Raw genomic sequence first — 25,021 nt, 5'->3', positions numbered from 1 at the left:
TGATCATGAATCTATTTGTACTGATGAAACGGACGTTTGACACAGAAGAAAAAATCGTCATTGAAACAGGAAAGATTCAGGATGACGGAGCTGAATGGATCATTAATCCATATGATGAGTACGCGATAGAAGAAGCCATCCAGCTGAAGGAAAAGCATGGCGGCACGATCACCGCCGTCACGGTCGGCGGTGAAGAAGCGGAGAAAGAATTGCGTACGGCGCTTGCCATGGGTTGTGACCAAGCTGTTTTAATCAACATAGAAGATGATCTCGAAGAACCCGATCAATATTCCATTTCTCAAGTTTTATACCACTATATGAAGGATCAGGAGTTTGATTTGATTCTCGGCGGAAATGTTGCCATTGACGGAGGATCAGGACAAGTGGCGCCTCGGCTTGCCGAGCTACTGGACATTCCGTGTATCACTACGATCACCAAACTCGAAATCAACGGGACTGATGCAGAAGCAGAAAGGGACGTCGAAGGGGATGTTGAAAAAATCAAAACGACGCTCCCATTGCTTGTCACAGCTCAGCAGGGCTTAAACGAGCCGCGCTATCCATCGCTTCCGGGAATTATGAAGGCTAAGAAAAAGCCGCTTGAAGAGCTTGAACTTGATGATCTTGACCTGGACGAAGAGGATGCTGAACCAAAGCTGAAAACCATTGAGCGTTTTCTGCCGCCGAAAAAAGAAGCCGGGAAGCTTCTCCAAGGTGAGCCTGCCGAACAGGCAAAAGAGCTTGTCTCATTGCTCCGCAGCGAAGCTAAAGTCATTTAAAGCTTGGACATTCAAAGAAACAGGGGGATGTTAGAATGGGAAAAAAAGTGATCGTGCTTGGAGAAATACGCGATGGGGAATTGCGGAATGTCACCTTCGAAGCAATAGCTGCAGGAAGAACCATTTCAGGAGATGGAGAAGTCATCGGTGTTCTCATCGGTGAAAATGTACAAAGCATTGCACAAGAGCTTATTCATTACGGAGCAGATAAAGTTCTTACCGCTGAGGACCCGAAGCTGAAAACATACACGGCAGACGGGTACAGCCAGGTCATGAGAGGTGTTATCGAGCAAGAAAATCCTGATTCAGTCATCTTCGGGCATACGGCAATGGGCAAGGATCTTTCACCGAAGCTTGCTGCCCGTCTGCAAACAGGCTTAATTTCTGATGCTATAGATGTAAGCGTTACCGGAGGGAATGTTGTGTTCACACGCCCGATTTACTCGGGGAAAGCTTTTGAACGCGTCATTTCAACCGATCCGATGATCTTTGCAACAATTCGCCCCAATAACATTCAAGCTTCAGAAAAAGACATCAGCAGATCGGGAAGCATCGAAAGCATGAATGTCTCTCTTACTGACCTTCGCACCGTGATTCAAGAGGTCGTGAAAAAAACGGCGGACGGTGTTGATCTCTCCGAAGCGAAAATTATCGTTGCGGGCGGCCGAGGAGTCAAAAGCAAGGAAGGATTTCAGCCGCTGCAGGCGCTTGCAGAGGTGCTAGGGGCCGCGGTAGGGGCTTCTCGCGGGGCATGTGACGCTGATTATTGCGATTACGCGCTCCAAATCGGGCAGACCGGGAAAGTCGTCACTCCGGATTTGTACATTGCATGCGGCATTTCCGGCGCCATCCAGCATTTGGCCGGCATGTCAAACAGCAAGGTGATCGTCGCCATCAATAAAGACCCCGAAGCCGATATCTTTAAAATAGCGGATTACGGCATCGTCGGTGATTTATTTGAAGTTGTCCCGTTATTAACTGAGGAATTCAAACAATTGAATATACACTCATAAAGGAAATCCCGGACTTTAAAAGTTCGGGATTTTTTCATATTTATAAATACATACGTACAAATATAAAAACAATAGAAAATGTCGTTGACATGTACGAACATATATAATATGGTTACTTTAAAAGCGCTTACATTCATGCTGACTCCTCAGGCAAAAGACAGATCACATATTTGACTGTGGTGCTTTTCATATCCGTATGAAAGGAATGATCAGAGGCATGTCTGAACATCAAGCAGTGATTCAAACAGATATCGTAAAAGGAACCATTAACAAAAATATATACGGTCATTTTGCTGAGCATTTAGGAAGAGGGATTTATGAGGGGATCTGGGTTGGAACGGACTCAGACATCCCCAATATCAACGGGATACGAAAGGACGTGCTGGAGGCGCTCAAACAGCTGCACATTCCTGTCCTCAGGTGGCCGGGCGGGTGTTTTGCGGACGAATACCATTGGGCAAACGGTGTCGGTGACCGTAAGACAATGCTGAACACTCACTGGGGCGGTACAATTGAATCAAATGAATTCGGAACGCATGAATTTATGATGCTTTGCGAGCTGCTTGAATGTGAGCCATATATTTGCGGCAATGTCGGAAGCGGAACCGTTCAGGAAATGGCGGAGTGGATTGAGTATATGACATTTGAAGAAGGCACGCCGATGTCAGACTGGAGAAAACAAAATGGAAGAGAAGAGCCTTGGAATCTGAAATATTTCGGCGTGGGTAATGAAAATTGGGGCTGCGGCGGCAACATGCATCCCGAATACTACGCAGATCTGTACCGGCGTTTTCAGACATATGTCCGCAATTACAGCGGGAATGAAATTTATAAAATTGCAGGCGGAGCAAATGTGGATGATTTTAATTGGACGGACGTGCTTATGAAAAAAGCCGCTGGCCTGATGGACGGGTTGAGTCTTCATTATTACACGATTCCGGGGGATTTCTGGAAGGGCAAAGGATCAGCCACAGAATTCACGGAAGATGAGTGGTTTATTACGATGAAAAAAGCCAAATACATCGATGAATTGATTCAAAAACACGGCACGATTATGGACCGGTACGATCCGGAGCAGCGGGTCGGGCTGATTATTGATGAATGGGGCACTTGGTTTGATCCCGAGCCAGGCACGAATCCCGGTTTCTTATATCAGCAAAACACCATTCGTGATGCACTGGTGGCGGCTTCTCATTTCCACATTTTCCATCAGCATTGCCGCCGGGTGCAAATGGCCAACATCGCCCAAACAGTAAACGTTCTACAAGCGATGATTTTGACTGAGGGCGAGCGGATGCTTTTGACACCGACGTACCATGTATTCAATATGTTTAAGGTGCACCAGGACGCTTCTCTTTTAGCAACAGAGACAATGTCTGCCGACTATGAATGGAAGGGTGAAACGCTTCCGCAAATCAGCATCTCAGCGTCGAAACAAGCTGAAGGTGATGTCAATATCACTATTTGCAACATCGATCACCAAAACAAAGCGGAGGCGGAAATCGAGCTGAGAGGCCTACACAAGGCAGCGGACCATTCCGGAGTCATTCTTACGGCAGAAAAAATGAATGCGCATAACACGTTTGACGATCCTCATCATGTCAAACCGGAATCCTTCAGACAATACACGCTCAGCAAAAACAAACTGAAAGTAAAACTCCCGCCAATGTCAGTCGTCTTACTTACGCTGCGTGCTGATTCTTAATCGCGCAAGAGCGCCGGAGCTTCATGCCGGCGCTCTTTTTCAGGTTTTAAAACAGCTCCGGCAGGGCATGGTAAAGTACATGACAGTGAAGAGGAGATGTGATCTTATGCTTCGTACCATTTTAATGATTATTGGGGCAATTGTAGTGATCGGGGCCATTATCAGATTTGTGTTTTAAAAAAAGAGCATATCCCATTCAACCATATAAAAATGAGTAAACCGGCTGTGATCAGGAAAAAATAATTTGTAAGCATTAAAATAGCGTGAACGAATGGGAGATGCTATACTAAAAATCATCATTTCACATTGGAGGAATTCAATAATGGCTATCGTAAAAGCAACTGATCAATCTTTCTCAGCTGAAACAAGCGAAGGCGTCGTACTGGCAGACTTCTGGGCTCCTTGGTGCGGACCTTGTAAAATGATTGCACCTGTTCTTGAAGAATTGGATCAAGAAATGGGAGACAAACTGAAAATCGTAAAAATCGATGTAGACGAAAACCAAGAAACTGCCGGAAAATACGGCGTTATGAGCATCCCGACTCTTCTTGTGTTAAAAGACGGCGAAGTAGTTGAAACTTCAGTCGGCTTCAAACCAAAAGAAGCGCTTCAAGAGCTTGTAAACAAACATCTTTAATTTTCCGCTGCTTACATTCCAGAGCGATTCCGATTGAGGGATCGCTTTTTTTATTCGCCAATTGTGAACCATAGAGAAAAACAAACGTTCGTGTTAAACTGGATATAAAGGATTAAACATAAGGAAGGGTAACATATGAACAAACAACTGAAAGAAAAACTCGCCCTCCTTCCCGATCAACCGGGTTGTTATCTCATGAAGGACCGGCAGCAGACTGTGATCTACGTAGGGAAAGCAAAAGTGCTGAAAAACAGAGTGCGCTCCTACTTCACCGGTTCTCACGACGCGAAAACCCAAAGGCTTGTGACGGAAATCGAGGATTTTGAATATATCGTGACGTCCTCCAATCTTGAAGCGCTTATTTTAGAAATGAATCTGATCAAAAAGCATGATCCGAAATACAACGTCATGCTCAAAGACGACAAAACCTATCCTTTCATAAAACTCACCCATGAACGCCACCCAAGGCTAATTGTCACCCGCAATGTCAAAAAAGACAAAGGGCGCTATTTCGGGCCGTATCCGAATGTACAGGCAGCAAGGGAAACAAAAAAACTGCTCGACCGTCTGTATCCTCTCAGAAAATGCTCCAAGCTCCCGGACAGAGTGTGCCTTTATTATCATCTGGGCCAATGTCTTGCTCCGTGCGTAAAGGATATTTCCGAAGAGACGAACAGAGAGCTGGTTGAAAGCATTACACGTTTCTTAAGGGGCGGCTATAATGAGGTCAAAAAAGAGCTTGAAGAGAAAATGCATGAAGCTGCTGAGAATCTTGAGTTTGAACGAGCAAAAGAGCTTCGTGACCAAATTGCCCATATTGAATCAACGATGGAAAAACAAAAAATGACGATGAACGATCTAGTCGACCGTGATGTATTCGCGTACGCGTACGATAAGGGCTGGATGTGCGTGCAGGTCTTTTTCATCCGCCAAGGGAAGCTCATTGAACGCGATGTCAGCATGTTCCCGCTTTATCAGGAAGCAGATGAAGAGTTCCTCACGTTCATCGGGCAGTTCTATTCAAAAAACAACCACTTCCTTCCGAAGGAGATTTTAGTTCCAGACAGCGTAGATCAATCCATGATCGAGCAGCTGCTGGAAACAAACGTTCACCAGCCGAAGAAAGGCCCGAAAAAAGAACTGCTCATGCTGGCCCATAAAAATGCGAAAATCGCATTGAAAGAAAAATTCTCTTTAATCGAACGGGACGAGGAGCGTTCAATCGGGGCTGTGCAGAAACTAGGTGAGGCATTAAATATTTATACGCCGCACAGAATTGAAGCGTTTGATAACTCAAACATACAGGGGACAAACCCGGTTTCCGCGATGATTGTGTTTATCGACGGCAAACCATACAAAAAGGAATACCGCAAATATAAAATCAAAACCGTTACAGGGCCGGATGATTACGGTTCTATGAGAGAGGTTGTCAGAAGACGCTATACGAGAGTGCTTCGTGAGAATCTGCCGCTGCCCGATCTGATCATCATTGACGGAGGAAAAGGGCAGATCAACGCAGCAAGGGATGTCATTGAAAATGAACTCGGCTTGGATATCCCGATCGCCGGTTTAGCGAAAGATGAAAAACACAGAACCTCAAATTTACTGATCGGTGATCCGCTGGAGGTGGTGTATCTGGAACGAAACAGCCAGGAATTTTACCTCCTGCAGCGCATTCAGGACGAGGTGCACCGTTTTGCAATCAGTTTTCACAGGCAAATCCGCGGAAAAAGCGCGTTTCAATCCGTTTTGGACGACATCCCGGGTATCGGAGAGAAAAGAAAGAAAATGCTGTTAAAGCATTTCGGTTCCGTTAAAAAAATGAAGGAAGCAAGCCTTGAGGACATCAAAAAAGCCGGTGTTCCCACAGCGGCGGCTCAGCTCCTTTACGACAAATTGCAAAAATAATGTTGTCCTTTTAAATAAGATCTGATAAAATGTGAACTAATTTCATAGTTAGATCGTGTTATATGGTGAAGATAGAGGTGCGAACTTCAAGAGTATGCCTTTGGAGAAAGATGGATTCTGTGAAAAAGGCTGAAAGGGGAGCGTCGCCGAAGCAAGTAAAACCCCATCGGTATTATTTGCTGGCCGTGCATTGAATAAATGTAAGGCTGTCAAGAAATCATTTTCTTGGAGGGCTATCTCGTTGTTCATAATCATTTATGATGATTAATTGATAAGCAATGAGAGTATTCCTCTCATTGCTTTTTTTATTGTGGACAAAGCGCTCTTTCTCCTCACCCGCACGAACCAAAATGTAAAGGGTGGTAATACATGGGTCTTATTGTACAAAAATTCGGAGGCACTTCCGTCGGCTCAGTCGAAAAAATTCAAAATGCGGCAAACCGCGCAATTGCAGAAAAACAGAAAGGCCATCAAGTCGTTGTCGTCGTTTCAGCAATGGGAAAATCCACTGACGAATTGGTCAGCCTTGCAAAAGCTATTTCTGACCAGCCGAGCAAACGCGAAATGGATATGCTGCTGGCGACAGGCGAGCAGGTCACGATTTCACTCCTTTCAATGGCATTGCAGGAAAAAGGCTATGACGCTGTGTCTTATACTGGCTGGCAGGCGGGAATCCGTACGGAGGCCATTCACGGAAACGCCAGAATTACAGATATCGACACTTCGGTTTTAGCAGACCAGCTTGAAAAAGGAAAAATTGTCATTGTTGCAGGCTTCCAAGGAATGACAGAGGATTGTGAAATTACGACATTGGGCCGGGGCGGTTCAGATACAACAGCAGTTGCTTTGGCTGCCGCTTTAAAAGCTGATAAATGTGACATATACACAGACGTGCCAGGTGTGTTTACAACCGATCCGCGCTATGTGAAATCAGCGAGAAAACTTGCGGGCATCTCATACGATGAAATGCTTGAGCTTGCCAATTTAGGCGCCGGCGTTCTTCATCCGAGAGCAGTTGAGTTCGCGAAAAATTACCAAGTGCCGTTAGAAGTGCGTTCAAGTACAGAAACCGAAGCGGGAACATTAATTGAGGAGGAATCATCCATGGAACAGAATTTAATTGTCAGAGGCATTGCATTTGAAGATCAAATCACAAGAGTAACCATTTACGGGCTGACTAGCGGCTTGACAACTTTGTCTACTATTTTTACGACACTTGCCAAAAGAAACATAAACGTGGATATCATTATCCAAACGCAGGCCGAGGACAAGACTGGAATTTCCTTCTCTGTCAAAACAGAAGATGCAGACCAAACCGTTGCGGTGCTTGAAGAGTATAAAGACGCGCTGGAATTTGAGAAAATCGAGACAGAAAGCAAATTGGCTAAAGTATCCATTGTTGGATCCGGCATGGTCTCAAATCCCGGTGTAGCGGCTGAAATGTTTGCTGTACTGGCGCAAAAAAACATTTTAATCAAAATGGTCAGCACATCTGAAATCAAAGTGTCAACAGTCGTAAGCGAAAATGACATGGTGAAAGCAGTCGAGTCGCTTCACGATGCATTTGAGCTTTCAAAACATCCTTCAGCTGTGTAATGACAATCAAAAAGGCGGGACTATGCAGTCACCGCCTTTTTGATTACACTGGGTCTTTCATATCCCATTTCACAGTCAGAACCACTTTATCGGCTCTCTTTTTCACTTGTTCATATGATTCGGCAATCTGATCATTCATCAATTGAATTTGTTCAGCGATAAAACCAGCTTCCAGCTGAAAGCAAGGTTCTTTCTGATGTTTAAGCCGGTTGGAAATGATCGGCCCTTCAAGTTCAAATTCAAGCTCCTGTTTTTTAGCGCTTACGTTGGTGAGGGTTCCCCAGCCCGCTTCTTCAAAGAAGGCCGGAAATTCCTCCCATGATTCAAGAGGAAACTTACGGGCGAGATGTTTTCCTGCCCAATACATCATGGAAGAGTAATCTTGGCCAAGCATATCTGGGAGAACGATCTCTCGTATTAGTTCGTAGGCATAGGCGTTCATTTCAATTTCTTTTAGGTTGTCAATAGATGCTTCAAATTTAGACTTCATATCTGTCTCCCCTCTCTCCTGCGTATATTATAGCTCAAACAGGGGGGAGGATTACAGAATGATCCTGTAATTCTTATGAAAAATTAAGCAAGATATATATATTGATAAAATAAAATTTTTCAATCAACTAATCAATTCGGAAAATTATAATTTATGTACGCGTTTTCTTGACGCCCTTTTGAGGGAGGAGTAAAATGAAATTGTCAATAAATCTTAATAAAGTGCTTACAATTGAAAGAAGTGGGGGAAGAGATTTAGCACATTTCGCACTTATCAAACAGGGGGTAAAGTAATGTCTGGGAACAGAGAGTTTTATTTTCGAAGATTGCATTCCTTGCTTGGCGTCATACCGGTCGGCATCTTTCTTATTCAGCATTTAGTCGTCAACCAGTTTGCCGCAAGGGGCGCTGAAGCATTCAATAGCGCTGCTCATTTTATGGATAGTCTGCCTTTCAGGTATGCCTTGGAAATTTTTATTATCTTCTTACCATTAATTTATCATGCAGTTTATGGTGTGTACATAGCGTTTACTGCGAAAAATAACGCAGGTCAATACAGCTACATGAGAAACTGGCTATTCGTCCTGCAGCGTGTAACCGGTATCATCACCCTCATTTTCGTCAGCTGGCACGTGTGGGAAACCCGAATTGCCGCACAAATGGGTGCTGAGGTCAATTTCGACATGATGGCGAATATTTTGAGCTCTCCGGCTATGCTTGGTTTTTACATTGTCGGTGTTTTATCAACAATTTTCCACTTCTCGAACGGTTTATGGTCTTTCGCTGTTACATGGGGCATCACGGTAACGCCTCGTTCTCAAAGAATTTCGACATACGTTACGCTGATTATTTTTGTTGCACTGTCATACGTAGGCTTAAAAGCGATTTTCGCATTTGTTTAAGAGTACTAGATTACTAGAGGGAGAGGGGCTATCATGAGTCAATCAAGCATTATCGTAGTCGGCGGGGGTCTTGCCGGCCTCATGGCGACAATTAAAGCAGCGGAATCAGGAATGGCGGTTAAATTGTTTTCCATCGTTCCTGTCAAACGTTCTCATTCAGTTTGTGCGCAAGGCGGCATAAACGGAGCGGTCAATACAAAAGGGGAAGGTGACTCTCCGTGGGAACATTTTGATGACACGGTATACGGGGGAGACTTTCTTGCCAACCAGCCGCCAGTCAAGGCGATGTGTGAAGCGGCGCCTTCTATCATCCACTTATTAGACCGGATGGGCGTCATGTTTAACCGGACGCCTGAAGGCCTGCTTGATTTCCGCCGATTCGGGGGTACACAGCACCACAGAACTGCTTATGCTGGTGCGACGACGGGACAGCAGCTGCTTTACGCACTGGACGAGCAAGTGCGCAGATACGAAGTTGCGGGTCTGGTCACAAAATACGAAGGCTGGGAATTCCTTGGCGCTGTTTTAGATGATGACAGAACCTGCCGCGGAATTGTTGCACAAAACCTGACAAACATGCAAATTGAATCCTTCCGTTCAGACGCTGTCATTATGGCGACGGGCGGACCGGGAATCATCTTTGGAAAATCAACGAACTCCATGATTAATACAGGATCTGCTGCATCAATCGTTTATCAGCAGGGAGCGTATTATGCAAACGGAGAATTCATTCAAATCCACCCGACAGCCATACCGGGCGATGACAAATTAAGACTGATGAGTGAATCAGCGCGTGGTGAAGGCGGTCGCGTGTGGACATATAAAGACGGCAAACCATGGTATTTCCTGGAGGAAAAATATCCGGCATACGGAAACCTGGTGCCGCGTGATATTGCGACACGCGAAATATTTGATGTGTGTGTGAACCAGAAGCTCGGCATTAACGGTGAAAACATGGTATATCTCGATCTGTCTCATAAAGATCCGAAAGAGCTTGATATTAAGCTTGGCGGCATCATTGAGATTTATGAGAAATTCATGGGAGACGACCCGCGTAAGCTTCCAATGAAAATCTTCCCTGCGGTCCATTATTCTATGGGCGGTTTATGGGTGGATTACGATCAAATGACAAACATCCCTGGACTGTTTGCGGCTGGGGAATGTGATTATTCTATGCACGGCGGCAACCGCTTGGGAGCGAACTCCTTGCTGTCTGCGATTTACGGAGGCATGGTGGCCGGTCCGAATGCGGTGAAATATGTAAACGGCTTAGAATCTTCAGCGGAAGACATGTCTTCATCTTTATTCGACGCTCACGTTAAGAAAGAAGAAGAAAAATGGGCTGATATTATGAGTATGGACGGAACCGAAAATGCCTATGTTCTTCACAAAGAGCTCGGTGAGTGGATGACGGCGAACGTAACGGTTGTCCGCCATAATGACAAGCTTTTGAAAACCGATGACAAAATTCAGGAGTTAATGGAGCGCTTCAAAAAGATCAACATCAATGATACGACAAAATGGAGCAACCAGGGAGCGATGTTCACACGCCAGTTCTCAAACATGCTTCAGCTTGCTAGGGTGATTACCCTTGGCGCATACAACCGTAATGAAAGCCGGGGCGCCCATTATAAACCGGATTATCCTGAACGTAATGATGATGAATGGCTCAAAACAACAATGGCTAAACATGTAAGCCCGTATGAAGCGCCGGAATTTGAGTATCAGGATGTCGATGTATCACTGATAACGCCTCGGAAACGGGATTACTCGAAGAAGAAGGTGGCGAAATAATCATGAGTGAACAAAAAACCATACGATTTATTATCACACGTCAAGATACAGCCGACAGCACGCCTTATGATGAAGAATTTGAGATTCCATACCGCCCGAATCTGAACGTCATTTCCGCTCTGATGGAAATCCGCCGGAATCCGGTTAATGTCAAAGGTGAGAAGACAACCCCTGTCACATGGGATATGAACTGCCTTGAGGAAGTATGCGGCGCATGTTCAATGGTCATAAACGGAAAACCCCGCCAGTCTTGTACGGCGCTTATTGACCAGCTTGAACAGCCGATCCGTTTAAAACCAATGAAAACATTCCCAGTCGTTCGTGATTTGCAGGTTGATCGCAGCAGAATGTTTGATTCATTGAAAAAAGTAAAAGCATGGATACCGATTGACGGTACGTACGATTTAGGACCGGGGCCGAGAATGCCGGAAAAACGCCGTCAATGGGCATATGAATTATCAAAATGCATGACATGTGGCGTCTGCCTCGAAGCTTGCCCGAATGTGAACAGCAAATCGAAGTTCATGGGGCCTGCACCGATGTCGCAAGTCCGCCTGTTTAACGCGCATCCGACAGGCGCTATGAATAAATCTGAACGATTAGAAGCATTAATGGATGAAGGCGGCCTTCAAGATTGCGGCAACTCGCAAAACTGTGTTCAATCCTGTCCGAAGGGGATTCCGCTTACCACTTCGATTGCAGCCTTGAATAGAGATACAAACTTACAAGCGTTCCGCAATTTCTTCGGAAGCGACAGAGTATAAGAAGAAAAAACCTCTTCCGCATGGAAGAGGTTTTTTTAAACAATAAGGAGATGAAAAAAGATGAAGCTTCCCGCTTATATTGATATGCCGTTTCAAGAATGGAAAACATCCTTTTCTTTTTTCAATGAGGTATCCGTAAGATTTTCCGAGACAGACATGTTTGGGCATATGAATAATGTAACCCCTTTTATATATTTTGAGGAGGTGCGGATTTCTTATTTTAAAAAGCTGAATATGATGAGTGAAAACAAACAGACCATGACAGTCGTGGCAAGCCAGCAATGCGATTATTTGCGCCAAGTCATGCCTTATGAAAAGTTGCGCATCTATGTGAAAACAAGCGCAGTCGGCAGTTCATCTCTTACCTTGCACTATCTCGGAGAGAACCTCGAAGGCGAGCCCTGCTTCACCGGGGCAGTCGTGATGGTTCAAGTCTCAAAGGAAAGCGGCAAAGCTGTCAGCTGGACGGATGAGGAGAAAGAAACGCTTCTTTATACACGATAAACTAATTATCTTGTAAACGTCACCTCCTGCGCCCTTCTTACATATGATATCTCGACTATATCAAAACCCATTCGTTTCTGATTCGCTCTCACCTTAGCAAGGAGGGTTACAATACTTGAAGGAGAAAGAATTTCAATCGAAGCCGCTGCTAACGAAAAGAGAAAGAGAAGTGTTCGAATTGCTCGTTCAAGATAAGACAACAAAGGAGATTGCAAGCGAGCTATTTATCAGTGAGAAAACCGTTCGAAACCATATTTCAAATGCCATGCAGAAATTGGGTGTGAAAGGGCGTTCGCAAGCCGTTGTTGAGCTTCTTAGAATGGGTGAGCTAGAGCTTTAATCCTTGCCGGTATTCCTTCTTTTAGGAAGGAGCCGGTTATTGCTGTTTGTTTGGAACATTCGAAATCATTTTTGGAATGCTTTGCAAAACGTAGGCAAGTCATAAAATAAATTTTATTTCTTGATGTTGTTTGACTAAAGTCCTCTATTTCTCTCCTGCGAGTCTTGCATTTTCTTCAAAAAAGAAGGAAAATAGACACGGAACGCTTTTGTGCGTAAGAGATCCTTGAGTGAGGGATGGACAAATGACATCAAAACCTTTGGAGCATGTTGCGGATATTGAAAAGTCACTCCGCCACATTGCCGCGATCATTAAGCAAAAAGGACGAGAAATCCTTAATCAATATGCGATTACGCCGCCGCAATTTGTCGGCCTGCAATGGCTTTATGAATTAGGAGATATGACAATCGGTGAATTATCGGGCAAAATGTATCTGGCATGCAGCACGACAACGGACTTAATCGACCGCATGCAAAAAAATGAGCTTGTTGAGCGGGTCAAGGACCCGGCGGACAGACGTGTTGTCCGGATACATCTGCTGCCTGAAGGAGAACGGATTATCCAAGAGGTCATTACAAAAAGACAGGAATATCTGCGTGATATGTTCGAATCGTTTACAGATGAAGAAATAGCCATCTTCGAAAAATCTTTGATGAAACTGCAGCATGAAATGAAGAGAAAATGAGGCGATTTTGTTGGAACAACCAATAGGAGTCATTGATTCCGGGGTTGGCGGTTTAACCGTTGCGAAGGAAATCATGAGACAGCTACCTAAAGAAAATATTATCTACGTCGGGGATACGAAACGGTGTCCTTATGGGCCGCGCCCTGAAGAAGAGGTGCTTCAATATACATGGGAGCTGACGAATTATTTACTCGAAAACCACCACATCAAAATGCTCGTGATCGCCTGTAATACAGCAACAGCGATCGCATTGGATGACATCCAGCGAAGCGTCGGTATACCGGTGGTCGGAGTGATCCAGCCTGGTGCGAGAGCAGCGATAAAAGTGACGGATAATCAGCATATCGGTGTCATCGGCACAGAGAATACGATTAAGAGCAATGCATACGAAGAGGCGCTTTTGGCATTAAATCCTGATCTGAAGGTTGAAAACCTTGCCTGCCCGTTGCTTGTGCCTTTTGTGGAAAGCGGGAAGTTTCTTGACAAAACAGCAGACGAGATTGTCAAAACCTCGCTGTATCCGTTAAAAGATACATCGATTGATTCGCTGATTTTAGGCTGCACCCACTATCCCATTTTAAAAGAAGCCATTCAAAGATATATGGGAGAACACGTGAACATTATTTCGTCCGGCGATGAAACAGCCCGGGAAGTCAGCACGATTCTCTCGTATAAAGGGCTGCTGAACCAGTCTGCGAATGCCCCTGATCATCAGTTCTTGACAACAGGAGCGCGTGATCAGTTTGCGAAAATCGCAGACGATTGGTTTGGCCATGAAGTCGGGCATGTGGAATGCATCTCACTGCAAGAACCGATTAGAAGATAGTTTTCCCCGCAACGGTATGTTGCGGGTTTTTTCTGTTTTGCCGGAATTCTTCGGTCTATTTCCTAAAGAGGCTCGTATACATAATAGTACAAACATCCTTAGGAGGGAAAAGTATGCTGAAAAAAGGACCTGCAGTCATTGGTGCCACTTGTCTCACCTCTGCCTTGCTTTTATCCGGATGCGGTTTGTTTCAATCTGATAAGGCAGCCGAGGAAATTGATCCGCCTCAAGACGTTACATTCGTGAACGATGAAGCGGGTGCCAATTCAAATACAACAGCAGCCAAAAAAACAGAAAGTGAAAAAAGCGATACCGCAAAAGCGGATCAAGCCTCATCTACTGTTATGAGGGAGCTTTATCTCATTGATAAAAACGGATATGTTGTTGCGCAAACGCTGCCTCTCCCTAAAAGTGAGAGCACGGCTAAGCAGGCGCTTGAATACCTCGTACAGGGCGGGCCTGTGTCTGAAATTCTTCCGAATGGCTTCAGAGCTGTATTGCCGGCTGACACCACCGTTAACGTTGACATCAAAAAAGATGGAACCGCGATAGCTGATTTCTCTAATGAGTTCAAAAATTATAAGAAAGAAGACGAACAGAAAATCGTTCAATCTGTGACGTGGACGCTGACGCAATTTAGTTCGATAGATAAAGTGAAGCTGAGAATAAACGGGCATGAACTGAAGGAGATGCCTGTAGGAGGGACGCCGATCTCAGATGATTTAAGCCGCAAAGACGGCATTAATTTGGAAACAGCCGGTGTAAATGATCTCACTGCTACCCATCCGCTGACAGTCTACTATTTGGCGGAAAATGAAGACAGTGAATACTACGTGCCGGTGACCAAACGAATCGACAATTCGGAAAAAGACGACATCACGGCAGCCATCAATGAATTGGCTAAAGGGCCAAGCAAGGTGAGCGGGCTGTTAACAGACTTCAGTGAAGATGTAAAGCTGGTCAGCAAACCGAAAATCAAAGACGGGCGCGTGACGTTGGATTTCAATCAATCTATATTCGGCAGCGCCGATGAGAAGACGAAAATGATTTCTTCAGAAGTGCTGAACAGCATTGTGCTGACGTTAACGGAGCAGCCGGATGTAAAAAGCGTCTCTGTTAAAGTGAACGGAAAATCAGAGCTTGTAAATGAAAAAGGCGAAAAGCTCACAGAACCGGTCTCCAGACCTTCTCAAGTGAATACGGGTAGTTTTTAAATTGGGATTTTTGATATACTAGAAAGAAAGAGGTTAGCGTTCCGGCTGCCTCTTTCTTTATTCAATTCCGGGACAAAAATGGTTTATGTACATACAATCGGAGGTAAAACATGAGACATGACGGAAGACAACACGATGAGCTGCGTCCAATCACATTCGATTTGGATTTTATCAGCCATCCGGAAGGTTCTGTTCTAATAACAGCAGGGAATACAAAGGTAATCTGCAACGCGTCTGTTGAGGACCGCGTACCGCCGTTTTTGCGGGGCGGAGGGAAAGGCTGGATTACAGCAGAGTACAGCATGCTGCCGCGGGCAACAAACCAAAGAACAATCAGAGAATCTTCTAAGGGGAAAATTTCCGGCAGAACAATGGAGATCCAACGCCTGATCGGCCGCGCGCTTCGAGCTGTTGTAGATCTGGAAAAGCTCGGTGAACGGACGATTTGGATTGACTGTGATGTCATTCAAGCTGATGGAGGAACTAGAACAGCTTCCATTACAGGCGCATTTCTTGCTATGGCGATTGCGATTGGCAAGCTGATCAAAGCAGGAACAATCAAGACAAATCCGATCACTGATTTTCTTGCTGCAATCTCTGTTGGAATTGATAAGGAACAGGGAATTTTGTTAGATTTAAATTATGAAGAAGATTCCTCCGCTGAAGTTGACATGAATGTCATCATGACAGGCAGCGGCCGTTTTGTGGAACTGCAGGGAACCGGGGAAGAGGCGACTTTTTCAAGAGAGGATCTGAACGGTCTTCTGGGTCTTGCGGAAAAAGGAATTCAAGAGCTGATTGACAAGCAAAAAGAAGTGCTGGGTGATTCTCTGCCAGAACTGAAATAAAGACAGAAAGGCTTGATCATCATGAAAGAAGCAATTATTGCAACACATAATCCGGGAAAAGTGAAGGAATTCAAAGAAATTCTTGAGCCAAGAGGCTATGATGTCAAATCTTTAGCTGAAATTGGATTCGCAGAAGAAATTGAAGAAACAGGCCATACATTTGAAGAAAATGCCATTCTGAAAGCGGAAGCTGTTGCCAAAGCAGTGAACAAAATGGTGATTGCGGACGACTCCGGTCTATCCATCGATAATCTTGGCGGCAGACCCGGGGTTTATTCAGCCCGCTATGCAGGGGAACAGAAAGACGACCAGGCAAATATCGAAAAAGTGCTCAGCGAGCTGAAAGGTATCGAAAAAGAACAGCGCACCGCCCGTTTCCGCTGCGCACTGGCCGTGAGTATTCCCGGAGAGGAAACAAAAACAGTCGAAGGCCATGTTGAAGGGTATATTGCTGAAGAACCGAGAGGAGAATATGGCTTTGGCTATGACCCAATTTTTATCGTGAAAGATAAAGATAAGACAATGGCTGAACTGACAAGTGATGAAAAAAATAAAATCAGCCATAGGGCTGACGCGCTTAAAAAGCTGTCTAAGCTTTTGGAGGCATAAGGAGGAAGCTTGTACATGAACGTGCTGATTATCAGTGACAGCCATGGGCTTGAAGAAGAACTCCAAACCATTGCGAAACGGCATGAGGCAGAAGTTGATCTCATGATTCATTGCGGGGACTCTGAGCTTGAAACGAGGCATCCTGCATTGGAGCCTTATGCGGTTGTAAAAGGCAATTGCGATTTTGCCGGCGATTTTAAGGACGAGCTTCTTCTGAATGCCGGCTCAAGAAAAATACTGGTCACACACGGCCACCTTCACGGTATAAAAGAGACCTTGTTAAACGTATACTATCGTGCAGAGGAGCTCGGAGCGGATATTATCTGCTTCGGGCATTCGCACATCGCGGGAAGCGAAGTGCTGCGCGAAAAACTGATGATTAACCCAGGCAGCATCCGGCTTCCGAGGGTGCGAAGGACAGAAAGCTATGCTATACTGACATTAGAAAATGATGCTGCGACAGTCCGTTTTTACGACCAAGCAGGTAATGAAATTGAGGATCTGCAAAACCGAGTCACACTATGAAAATGTCATGAGGAAGAAAATTTTCTTCCTCATGAAAAAAATTCTAAAAAACCGTTGACTTATTATTGCATCCCATATATAATAAATCTTGTCGCTGATAGTTAAAGCGAAAAACAAAAAAACAAAACGTGTCCCAGTAGCTCAGCTGGATAGAGCAACGGCCTTCTAAGCCGTCGGTCGGGAGTTCGAATCTCTCCTGGGACGTACCAAAAGAAAAACCTCAAATCCTAATTGGATTTGAGGTTTTTTGTTGTCGGTCTATGATTTTCATTTGTTATTTAACGGATCATCATCCAAGCCGTCAACTTTTCCTTCTTTATTCAGACGAGGTTCTTCTTTTTTCACAGTTTCAGAAATATGTTCATTTTCTTCAACGGTGCGTTTGCCGACAACCACTTCATCAGTGACAACCGGTTTTTTAGTCACTTCCAGCTTTTCCTCAACGATTGGAACTCTGATCTCTTCCGAATCGTTGACGGGAGAAGCATCCGTTTTGTTTTCATCCACTGGACGACGTTCGACATAAATTTCATCATGTCTCACCGGGATGTCCATATCTCTTTTTTCTGTTTTCACTTCTTTTCCTATCTCTACTTCGCCGGTTTGAACGTCTTCCTTATCGACCTTCAGCTGTTCTTCCCGGAGCGGCATCGTTTTTTCTTCTTTCGTTGTATAATCCGCCATTTCATTTGTGCTTGAAAAGCCGCCTGAAAGGGCATTGCCGTTATCAATAGGAGCATTTACATCTGCATCTGTATCGACGGCTACCAGAAGTTTTCCGTCATCCAAATCTTCTTGATACTTGTCTATTTCATCAGTTTTAATATCCAAATCGGATAATGCTTTGCTGTGTGTAGCAGTATCATCCATTGTGAAATAATCTTTCAGTTTATCGAAAAAAGATTCAGATTCGTCCTGATGTGCATCGCTGGCTTGATTGACTTCTGTTCCTGTACGTGACTCCAAATAATCTGTATCTCGCCGGCTTGTCACAACAGAAATGTCATCAGAATCATAGCCTTTTGTGAGTAAGCCTTCAATCGCTGCGATGGTTTCCTGCGGGGTATCGTATACACCAACTATGCTTTTCATATCAATCTCCTCCTTTATGAATTTGCATGATATCGTTCATGTCGTTTGTAATTCCCGCTGTTCTTTGAATTAAACAAAATTGAAAACATTGGCGTGTATCATAAAGGTGAAAAATGTGTGAATATAAAAAAAGATAGATAAGACAGACCTTCCTCTGTACTTATCTATCCTTATAAAGCCGTCTCACAATTCCTTCGTCATAAACACACTGTTTGGATCTTCAACATAGTCTGCAAACGGTTCACAGTACTGAAAATCGAAGCTTTCATACAACTTTCTTGCCGGCTCAAATGAAGCCATTGAACCCGTTTCTAAGCTTAACCGCTCATAGCCTCGCTTTCCAGCTTCTTCAATGATATGCTGGAGAATTTGTTTGGCAACGCCTTTTCTTAAATGTGATGCAGCTGTTCGCATTGATTTGATTTCTCCGTGCCGGCTGTCCAGTTCTTTTAGCGCTCCGCAACCGGCTAGCTCATCACCCTCCCATGCACTCCAAAATGTTATTCCAGGGCCTCTTAGTTTCTCTAAACCTAAGGCATGGATGCTTTCCGGCGGGGACATAAGCATCATGCTATGTAAATGCTCATTCACCAGTGAAACCACCTGATGACAAGTTAAATCATCTAGTTTTATATACATTTTATTCCTCCTCAAACATTCATCTTAATCATATTCGATCCTGTTTCCAACTATAAAGACAGATAATCTGACAGTATTGAAGCCTTTTTGGAATGTATGAGCTTTAAAAGATGCTTGAAAGCAAAAAAGAGGCCGAAATCGTGTTCGGCCCTTGCAGTTTTCTTTAATATCTAAAGCCTCCATGCACACCGGCTGTTCCGCTAAAACCGCCGACATGTGTCGCCGGAATACTGAACCCGCCGCTATGGCCGCTGAAGCCAGTGCCTGAAAATTGCTGCCCGAAAAAATCTGAAGTGTATGGATAAGAGGAGTACATAGCAGAGGGAGTGGTTAACGGGCTATATGCCTGGCTGAACGGCTGTCCGTATCCGTAGCCTCCAAATGGCTGATGGCTTTGCTGGTAAAAGGAAGGGACAGCAGGATAGTACTGCTGCGGAAAGCTCGGGAAGCTTGGAAAGCCTGTAGGGAATCCTTGCATGTCTGCTAATGATTTATTCATCGTATCACCTTTTCTTTGCAAGATACCATTAATGTATGCCGGGGAATAATAGGGGTGCCTATCCGAAATTGAAATGGATTGCAAGATGATCTGTCAGACTCAATCCATATACGAACCATAGCGTGTTATAAAATCTTACATGTTTATATAAAATTAAATAATTCTGGTGTATTCTTGATAGATTAATAAAAAAATTATAAAAACTTTTAACATTTGCAATTCCTTTTGTACCAATAATGAAAGCGTATACAATATAGATTGATTAATCAAAATTGTCTAATAATTTTAAAAAATGCTGTTGACACTGCGTCCAAAGCGGCGTAATATGAGTTCAACAAAAGATAAACGCAAGCTTCACAAGCGAAAATCATCGCAGTATGATTCTAAAAAAATGAAAAACGAACGACCTTCTTGAACAGCTGGAAAGCCGTTCCGAAGGCTGAATATGAAAAGCGCAGATGAGGATAAGTAGCCTTGATAAAGCTTTCCACAGAGAACCGGGTTAGCTGAGAACCGGCGAAGCTTTACAAGGTGAACTCGCCTCAGAGTGCCAGTCTGAAATGACAGTAGGACTTGGCCGGGTGAACTTGATTCACTCGTTACTAAAGCGGATAGAAATATCCATGAGACGGCCGATTAACAGGCCGTAAACAAGGGTGGTACCGCGGAAAGAAAAGCCTTTTCGCCCCTTTTAGCTATCGCAGTTACTGCGCGGCTGATTGTGGGCGGAAGGGCTTTTTTTATTGAATAATCAGCTATCTAGCTAGTGAAAAGATGATCTTTAAAGGATGAAAATCCAAAAGGAGGAACTAAAATGGGGACTAATGTACAGGTAGATTCAGCATCTGCCAAATGTACACAGACGATGAGCGGAGCATTAATGCTGATTGAATCATTAAAAAAAGAGAAAGTAGAAATGATCTTCGGTTATCCGGGCGGGGCTGTGCTTCCGATTTACGATAAGCTATACAATTCAGGGTTGGTACATATCCTTCCCCGTCACGAACAAGGAGCAATTCATGCAGCGGAGGGATACGCAAGAGTCTCCGGAAAACCGGGTGTCGTCATTGCCACGTCAGGACCGGGAGCGACAAACCTTGTTACAGGCCTTGCTGATGCCATGATTGATTCATTGCCGTTAGTTGTCTTTACAGGGCAGGTAGCAACCTCTGTAATCGGGAGCGATGCATTTCAGGAAGCAGACATTTTAGGGATTACGATGCCAGTAACAAAACACAGCTACCAGGTTCGCCAGCCGGAAGATCTGCCGCGCATCATTAAAGAAGCGTTCCATATTGCAACAACTGGAAGACCCGGACCTGTATTGATTGATATTCCGAAAGATGTAGCAACAATTGAAGGAGAATTCAGCTACGATCATGAGATGAATCTCCCGGGATACCAGCCGACAACAGAGCCGAATTATTTGCAGATCCGCAAGCTTGTGGAAGCCGTGAGCAGTGCGAAAAAACCGGTGATCCTGGCGGGTGCGGGCGTACTGCACGGAAAAGCGTCAGAAGAATTAAAAAATTATGCTGAACAGCAGCAAATCCCTGTGGCACACACCCTTTTGGGGCTCGGAGGCTTCCCGGCTGACCATCCGCTTTTCCTAGGGATGGCGGGAATGCACGGTACTTATACAGCCAATATGGCCCTTCATGAATGTGATCTATTAATCAGTATCGGCGCCCGTTTTGATGACCGTGTCACAGGAAACCTGAAACACTTTGCCAGAAACGCAAAGATAGCCCACATCGATATTGATCCAGCTGAAATCGGAAAAATCATGAAAACACAGATTCCTGTAGTCGGAGACAGCAAAATTGTCCTGCAGGAGCTGATCAAACAAGACGGCAAACAAAGCGATTCAAGCGAATGGAAAAAACAGCTCGCAGAATGGAAAGAAGAGTATCCGCTCTGGTATGTAGATAATGAAGAAGAAGGTTTTAAACCTCAGAAATTGATTGAATATATTCATCAATTTACAAAAGGAGAGGCCATTGTCGCAACAGATGTAGGCCAGCATCAAATGTGGTCAGCGCAATTTTATCCGTTCCAAAAAGCAGATAAATGGGTCACGTCAGGCGGACTTGGAACGATGGGATTCGGTCTTCCGGCGGCGATCGGCGCACAGCTGGCCGAAAAAGATGCTACTGTTGTCGCGGTTGTCGGAGACGGCGGATTCCAAATGACGCTTCAAGAACTCGATGTTATTCGCGAATTAAATCTTCCGGTCAAGGTAGTGATTTTAAATAACGCTTGTCTCGGAATGGTCAGACAGTGGCAGGAAATTTTCTATGAAGAACGTTATTCAGAATCTAAATTCGCTTCTCAGCCTGACTTCGTCAAATTGTCCGAAGCATACGGCATTAAAGGCATCAGAATTTCATCAGAAGCGGAAGCAAAGGAAAAGCTGGAAGAGGCATTAACATCAAGAGAACCTGTTGTCATTGACGTGCGGGTTGCCAGCGAAGAAAAAGTATTCCCGATGGTGGCTCCGGGGAAAGGGCTGCATGAAATGGTGGGGGTGAAACCTTGAAAAGAATTATCACATTGACTGTGGTGAACCGCTCCGGGGTGTTAAACCGGATCACCGGTCTATTCACAAAAAGGCATTACAACATTGAAAGCATTACAGTTGGACACACAGAAACAGCCGGCGTTTCCAGAATCACCTTCGTCGTTCACGTTGAAGGAGAAAATGATGTTGAACAGTTAACGAAACAGCTCAACAAACAGATTGATGTGCTGAAAGTCACAGACATCACAAATCAATCGATTGTCCAGAGGGAGCTGGCCTTAATCAAGGTTGTCTCCGCGCCTTCAACGAGAACAGAGATTAATGGAATCATAGAACCGTTTAGAGCCTCTGTCGTTGATGTCAGCAGAGACAGCATCGTTGTTCAGGTGACAGGTGAATCTAACAAAATTGAAGCGCTTATTGAGTTATTAAAACCTTATGGCATTAAAGAAATCGCGAGAACAGGTACAACGGCTTTTGCGAGGGGAACTCAGCAAAAGGCGTCATCCAATAAAACAATATCTATTGTATAAAACATAACAAGGGAGAGATTGAAATGGTAAAAGTATATTATAACGGTGATATCAAAGAGAACGTATTGGCTGGAAAAACAGTAGCGGTTATCGGGTACGGTTCGCAAGGCCACGCACATGCCCTGAACCTTAAAGAAAGCGGAGTAGACGTGATCGTCGGTGTTAGACAAGGAAAATCTTTCACTCAAGCCCAAGAAGACGGACATAAAGTATTTTCAGTAAAAGAAGCGGCAGCCCAAGCCGAAATCATCATGGTTCTGCTTCCGGATGAACAGCAGCAAAAAGTATACGAAGCTGAAATCAAAGATGAATTGACAGCAGGAAAATCATTAGTATTCGCTCATGGATTTAACGTGCATTTCCATCAAATTGTTCCTCCGGCGGATGTAGATGTATTCTTAGTGGCGCCTAAAGGCCCGGGACACTTGGTAAGAAGAACATATGAGCAAGGAGCTGGCGTACCTGCATTGTTCGCAATCTATCAAGATGTGACTGGAGAAGCAAGAGACAAAGCCCTCGCTTATGCTAAAGGAATCGGCGGCGCAAGAGCGGGCGTATTAGAAACGACATTTAAAGAAGAAACAGAAACAGATTTGTTCGGTGAGCAAGCGGTTCTTTGCGGCGGATTAAGCGCGCTTGTCAAAGCCGGATTTGAAACATTAACTGAAGCAGGTTATCAGCCTGAACTTGCATACTTCGAGTGCCTTCATGAGCTGAAATTAATCGTAGACCTTATGTACGAAGAAGGACTTGCAGGAATGAGATATTCAATCTCTGACACAGCACAGTGGGGAGATTTCGTATCAGGTCCTCGCGTTGTGGACGCTAAAGTAAAAGAATCGATGAAAGAAGTATTAAAAGATATCCAAAACGGTACATTCGCAAAAGAGTGGATCGTCGAAAACCAAGTAAACCGTCCTCGTTTCAACGCTATCAATGCAAGCGAGAACGAACATCAAATCGAAGTAGTGGGAAGAAAGCTTCGTGAAATGATGCCGTTTGTGAAACAAGGCAAGAAGAAGGAAGCGGTGGTCTCCGTTGCGCAAAATTAATTTTTTCGATACGACGCTTCGTGATGGTGAACAGTCCCCTGGAGTGAACTTGAATACACAGGAGAAACTTGCCATAGCTAAGCAGCTCGAAAGACTCGGGGCAGATATCATTGAAGCGGGATTTCCCGCTTCGTCCCGAGGTGACTTTTTAGCTGTTCAGGAAATCGCAAGAACCATTAAAAATTGTTCAGTAACTGGTCTGGCCCGTTGTGTAAAAGGTGATATTGATGCTGCTTGGGAAGCGTTAAAAGAAGGTGCTCATCCGAGAATTCATGTTTTTATCGCCACATCGGATATTCATTTGAAGCACAAGCTGAAAATGACACGTGAGCAAGTCATTGAAAGAGCGGTTGAAATGGTGAAATACGCAAAAGAACGTTTTCCGATTGTGCAATGGTCAGCTGAAGATGCCTGCCGCACTGAACTGCCGTTTCTAGCAGAAATCGTCGAGAAAGTGATTGACGCAGGCGCCAGTGTTATCAATCTTCCGGACACTGTCGGCTACCTGGCCCCGGCGGAATACGGAAATATCTTTAAATATATGAAGGAAAACGTTCCGAACATTCACAAAGCAAAGCTTTCAGCCCACTGTCATGATGATTTAGGAATGGCAGTCGCAAACTCTCTTGCTGCGATTGAGAATGGCGCTGATCAAATCGAATGCGCTGTGAACGGGATCGGTGAAAGAGCCGGAAATGCGGCACTAGAGGAAATTGCCGTAGCCCTCCATACCAGAAAAGACTTCTACCAAGTCGAAACAGGTATTACACTGAACGAGATTAAGAGAACAAGTGATTTAGTAAGCAAACTGACAGGCATGGCTGTCCCGCGCAACAAAGCGGTTGTTGGAGATAATGCATTTGCTCATGAATCAGGCATCCATCAGGACGGCTTTTTAAAAGAAAAATCGACTTATGAAATTATTTCACCGGAGCTTGTCGGCGTAACCGCAGATGCGCTTGTCCTAGGTAAACATTCCGGACGCCACGCATTTAAAGACCGGCTGACTGCTTTAGGATTCCAATTTGACAGTGAAGAGATTAATAAATTCTTTACGATGTTCAAAGAGTTGACTGAGAAGAAAAAAGAAATCACTGATGAGGATCTTGTTTCTCTTATTTTAGAAGAAAAAGTAACAGATCGCAAGATTGGGTATGAATTTCTTTCTCTGCAAGTACATTACGGAACAAGTCAGGTCCCTACGGCTACTCTTTCCTTGAAAAATCAAGAAAACGCAGAGCTTATTCAGGAAGCTGCAACTGGAGCTGGAAGCGTGGAAGCAATCTACAATACGCTTGAGCGCTGCATCGATAAGGACGTGGAGCTCTTAGACTACCGCATTCAGTCTAACAGAAAAGGCGAAGATGCATTTGCCCAGGTGTATGTAAGAGTTTTGGTGAACGGAAAAGAATCAGCAGGGCGGGGCATAGCGCAAGACGTATTAGAAGCATCAGCGAAAGCCTATTTGAACGCAGTAAACCGTCAATTGGTTTTCCAGTCGAATATGAGCGGATTGAAAAACCACACAGCTGTCGGATCATAAAAGA

The 25,021-nt window shown here is 44.5% G+C and carries 25 protein-coding genes, 1 tRNA gene, 1 riboswitch and 1 other annotated feature; of the genes, 22 read left to right on the top strand and 4 right to left on the bottom strand.

Annotated elements, in window-relative coordinates:
• Positions 1–5 precede the first annotated feature (5 nt).
• The 6 genes from etfB (at position 6) to ACZ07B_RS05495 (ending at position 7,638) form a co-directional block, all read left to right on the top strand.
• Entirely contained in the window at positions 6–779 is a 774-nt protein-coding gene (gene etfB, locus ACZ07B_RS05520; protein WP_014480500.1) for an electron transfer flavoprotein subunit beta, read from the top strand.
• A gap of 35 nt (positions 780–814) precedes the next feature.
• Complete coding sequence (gene etfA, locus ACZ07B_RS05515; protein WP_130572663.1) at positions 815–1,792, top strand: electron transfer flavoprotein subunit alpha; 978 nt, start codon at positions 815–817, stop codon at positions 1,790–1,792.
• 217 nt (positions 1,793–2,009) lie between these two features.
• Complete coding sequence (gene abfB, locus ACZ07B_RS05510; protein ID WP_167408336.1) at positions 2,010–3,497, top strand: alpha-L-arabinofuranosidase AbfB; 1,488 nt, start codon at positions 2,010–2,012, stop codon at positions 3,495–3,497.
• 322 nt (positions 3,498–3,819) lie between these two features.
• Complete coding sequence (trxA, locus tag ACZ07B_RS05505) at positions 3,820–4,134, top strand: thioredoxin (protein WP_003222500.1); 315 nt, start codon at positions 3,820–3,822, stop codon at positions 4,132–4,134.
• A 135-nt stretch (positions 4,135–4,269) separates the two neighbouring features.
• Complete coding sequence (uvrC, locus tag ACZ07B_RS05500; protein ID WP_017696677.1) at positions 4,270–6,042, top strand: excinuclease ABC subunit UvrC; 1,773 nt, start codon at positions 4,270–4,272, stop codon at positions 6,040–6,042.
• Between the two features lie 64 nt (positions 6,043–6,106).
• Positions 6,107–6,286, top strand: a riboswitch (Lysine riboswitch).
• A 125-nt stretch (positions 6,287–6,411) separates the two neighbouring features.
• On the top strand, positions 6,412–7,638 hold the full coding sequence (locus ACZ07B_RS05495) for an aspartate kinase (RefSeq protein WP_024572581.1): 1,227 nt from the start codon (positions 6,412–6,414) through the stop codon (positions 7,636–7,638).
• A gap of 43 nt (positions 7,639–7,681) precedes the next feature.
• Here the strand turns inward: ACZ07B_RS05495 and ACZ07B_RS05490 are convergent, their stop codons facing one another.
• Positions 7,682–8,128 (bottom strand): YslB family protein, encoded by a 447-nt coding sequence (locus tag ACZ07B_RS05490; protein WP_003222508.1) that lies wholly within the window; start codon positions 8,126–8,128, stop codon positions 7,682–7,684.
• A gap of 292 nt (positions 8,129–8,420) precedes the next feature.
• Between ACZ07B_RS05490 and sdhC the strand changes: the two genes are divergently transcribed.
• The 12 genes from sdhC (at position 8,421) to ACZ07B_RS05430 (ending at position 17,342) form a co-directional block, all read left to right on the top strand.
• Positions 8,421–9,029, top strand: a complete 609-nt coding sequence (sdhC, locus tag ACZ07B_RS05485; RefSeq protein ID WP_003222512.1) for a succinate dehydrogenase cytochrome B558 — start codon at positions 8,421–8,423, stop codon at positions 9,027–9,029.
• A gap of 33 nt (positions 9,030–9,062) precedes the next feature.
• Complete coding sequence (gene sdhA / locus ACZ07B_RS05480; protein WP_003229567.1) at positions 9,063–10,823, top strand: succinate dehydrogenase flavoprotein subunit; 1,761 nt, start codon at positions 9,063–9,065, stop codon at positions 10,821–10,823.
• 2 nt (positions 10,824–10,825) lie between these two features.
• Positions 10,826–11,587, top strand: coding sequence for a succinate dehydrogenase iron-sulfur subunit (sdhB, locus tag ACZ07B_RS05475; RefSeq protein ID WP_014477584.1), 762 nt, complete (start codon positions 10,826–10,828; stop codon positions 11,585–11,587).
• Between the two features lie 60 nt (positions 11,588–11,647).
• Positions 11,648–12,091 carry an acyl-CoA thioesterase gene (locus ACZ07B_RS05470; protein WP_464876984.1) on the top strand — a complete coding sequence of 148 codons (444 nt, stop codon included), beginning with the start codon at positions 11,648–11,650 and terminating at the stop codon, positions 12,089–12,091.
• 115 nt (positions 12,092–12,206) lie between these two features.
• Entirely contained in the window at positions 12,207–12,431 is a 225-nt protein-coding gene (gene gerE / locus ACZ07B_RS05465) for a spore germination transcription factor GerE (protein WP_003184172.1), read from the top strand.
• A gap of 244 nt (positions 12,432–12,675) precedes the next feature.
• Complete coding sequence (locus ACZ07B_RS05460; RefSeq protein WP_003229573.1) at positions 12,676–13,116, top strand: MarR family winged helix-turn-helix transcriptional regulator; 441 nt, start codon at positions 12,676–12,678, stop codon at positions 13,114–13,116.
• A gap of 7 nt (positions 13,117–13,123) precedes the next feature.
• Complete coding sequence (gene racE, locus ACZ07B_RS05455; protein ID WP_015251521.1) at positions 13,124–13,942, top strand: glutamate racemase; 819 nt, start codon at positions 13,124–13,126, stop codon at positions 13,940–13,942.
• 113 nt (positions 13,943–14,055) lie between these two features.
• The gene (gene gerM / locus ACZ07B_RS05450; protein WP_003229578.1) at positions 14,056–15,156 is read left to right on the top strand and encodes a spore germination protein GerM; all 1,101 of its coding nucleotides are present in this window, start codon (positions 14,056–14,058) and stop codon (positions 15,154–15,156) included.
• Positions 15,157–15,266: 110 nt separating this feature from the next.
• On the top strand, positions 15,267–16,004 hold the full coding sequence (gene rph, locus ACZ07B_RS05445; RefSeq protein ID WP_003246039.1) for a ribonuclease PH: 738 nt from the start codon (positions 15,267–15,269) through the stop codon (positions 16,002–16,004).
• Positions 16,005–16,016: 12 nt separating this feature from the next.
• The gene (locus ACZ07B_RS05440) at positions 16,017–16,613 is read left to right on the top strand and encodes an XTP/dITP diphosphatase (protein ID WP_153256331.1); all 597 of its coding nucleotides are present in this window, start codon (positions 16,017–16,019) and stop codon (positions 16,611–16,613) included.
• Positions 16,614–16,628: 15 nt separating this feature from the next.
• Positions 16,629–17,138, top strand: a complete 510-nt coding sequence (locus ACZ07B_RS05435; protein ID WP_464876983.1) for a metallophosphoesterase — start codon at positions 16,629–16,631, stop codon at positions 17,136–17,138.
• Between the two features lie 130 nt (positions 17,139–17,268).
• Positions 17,269–17,342 (top strand) — tRNA-Arg (locus ACZ07B_RS05430).
• Between the two features lie 63 nt (positions 17,343–17,405).
• Here ACZ07B_RS05430 and ACZ07B_RS05425 read toward each other — a convergent pair.
• The 3 genes from ACZ07B_RS05425 to cotQ form a co-directional block, all read right to left on the bottom strand.
• On the bottom strand, positions 17,406–18,230 hold the full coding sequence (locus tag ACZ07B_RS05425) for a YsnF/AvaK domain-containing protein (protein ID WP_464876982.1): 825 nt from the start codon (positions 18,228–18,230) through the stop codon (positions 17,406–17,408).
• 183 nt (positions 18,231–18,413) lie between these two features.
• The gene (locus ACZ07B_RS05420; protein ID WP_464876981.1) at positions 18,414–18,869 is read right to left on the bottom strand and encodes a GNAT family N-acetyltransferase; all 456 of its coding nucleotides are present in this window, start codon (positions 18,867–18,869) and stop codon (positions 18,414–18,416) included.
• A 163-nt stretch (positions 18,870–19,032) separates the two neighbouring features.
• On the bottom strand, positions 19,033–19,368 hold the full coding sequence (gene cotQ / locus ACZ07B_RS05415) for an inner spore coat protein CotQ (protein WP_464876980.1): 336 nt from the start codon (positions 19,366–19,368) through the stop codon (positions 19,033–19,035).
• A 446-nt stretch (positions 19,369–19,814) separates the two neighbouring features.
• Positions 19,815–20,061 (top strand) — a binding site (T-box leader).
• A 121-nt stretch (positions 20,062–20,182) separates the two neighbouring features.
• On the opposite strand from cotQ, the gene ilvB reads away from it, so the two are divergent.
• Genes ilvB through ACZ07B_RS05395 form a run of 4 tightly spaced genes read left to right on the top strand, consistent with a single transcriptional unit; the run spans position 20,183 to position 25,017 of the window.
• The gene (ilvB, locus tag ACZ07B_RS05410) at positions 20,183–21,907 is read left to right on the top strand and encodes an acetolactate synthase large subunit (RefSeq protein ID WP_015251528.1); all 1,725 of its coding nucleotides are present in this window, start codon (positions 20,183–20,185) and stop codon (positions 21,905–21,907) included.
• On the top strand, positions 21,904–22,422 hold the full coding sequence (gene ilvN, locus ACZ07B_RS05405) for an acetolactate synthase small subunit (RefSeq protein WP_004399096.1): 519 nt from the start codon (positions 21,904–21,906) through the stop codon (positions 22,420–22,422). The genes ilvB and ilvN overlap by 4 nt, the downstream gene beginning before the upstream one ends.
• A 23-nt stretch (positions 22,423–22,445) precedes the next feature.
• Positions 22,446–23,474, top strand: coding sequence for a ketol-acid reductoisomerase (gene ilvC / locus ACZ07B_RS05400; protein WP_003222549.1), 1,029 nt, complete (start codon positions 22,446–22,448; stop codon positions 23,472–23,474).
• Positions 23,461–25,017, top strand: coding sequence for a 2-isopropylmalate synthase (locus tag ACZ07B_RS05395; protein WP_087614649.1), 1,557 nt, complete (start codon positions 23,461–23,463; stop codon positions 25,015–25,017). The genes ilvC and ACZ07B_RS05395 overlap by 14 nt, the downstream gene beginning before the upstream one ends.
• Positions 25,018–25,021 lie beyond the last annotated feature (4 nt).

Source organism: Bacillus sp. 9.4 (assembly GCF_055486415.1).
This window is presented reverse-complemented; position numbering and strand designations above follow the sequence as displayed.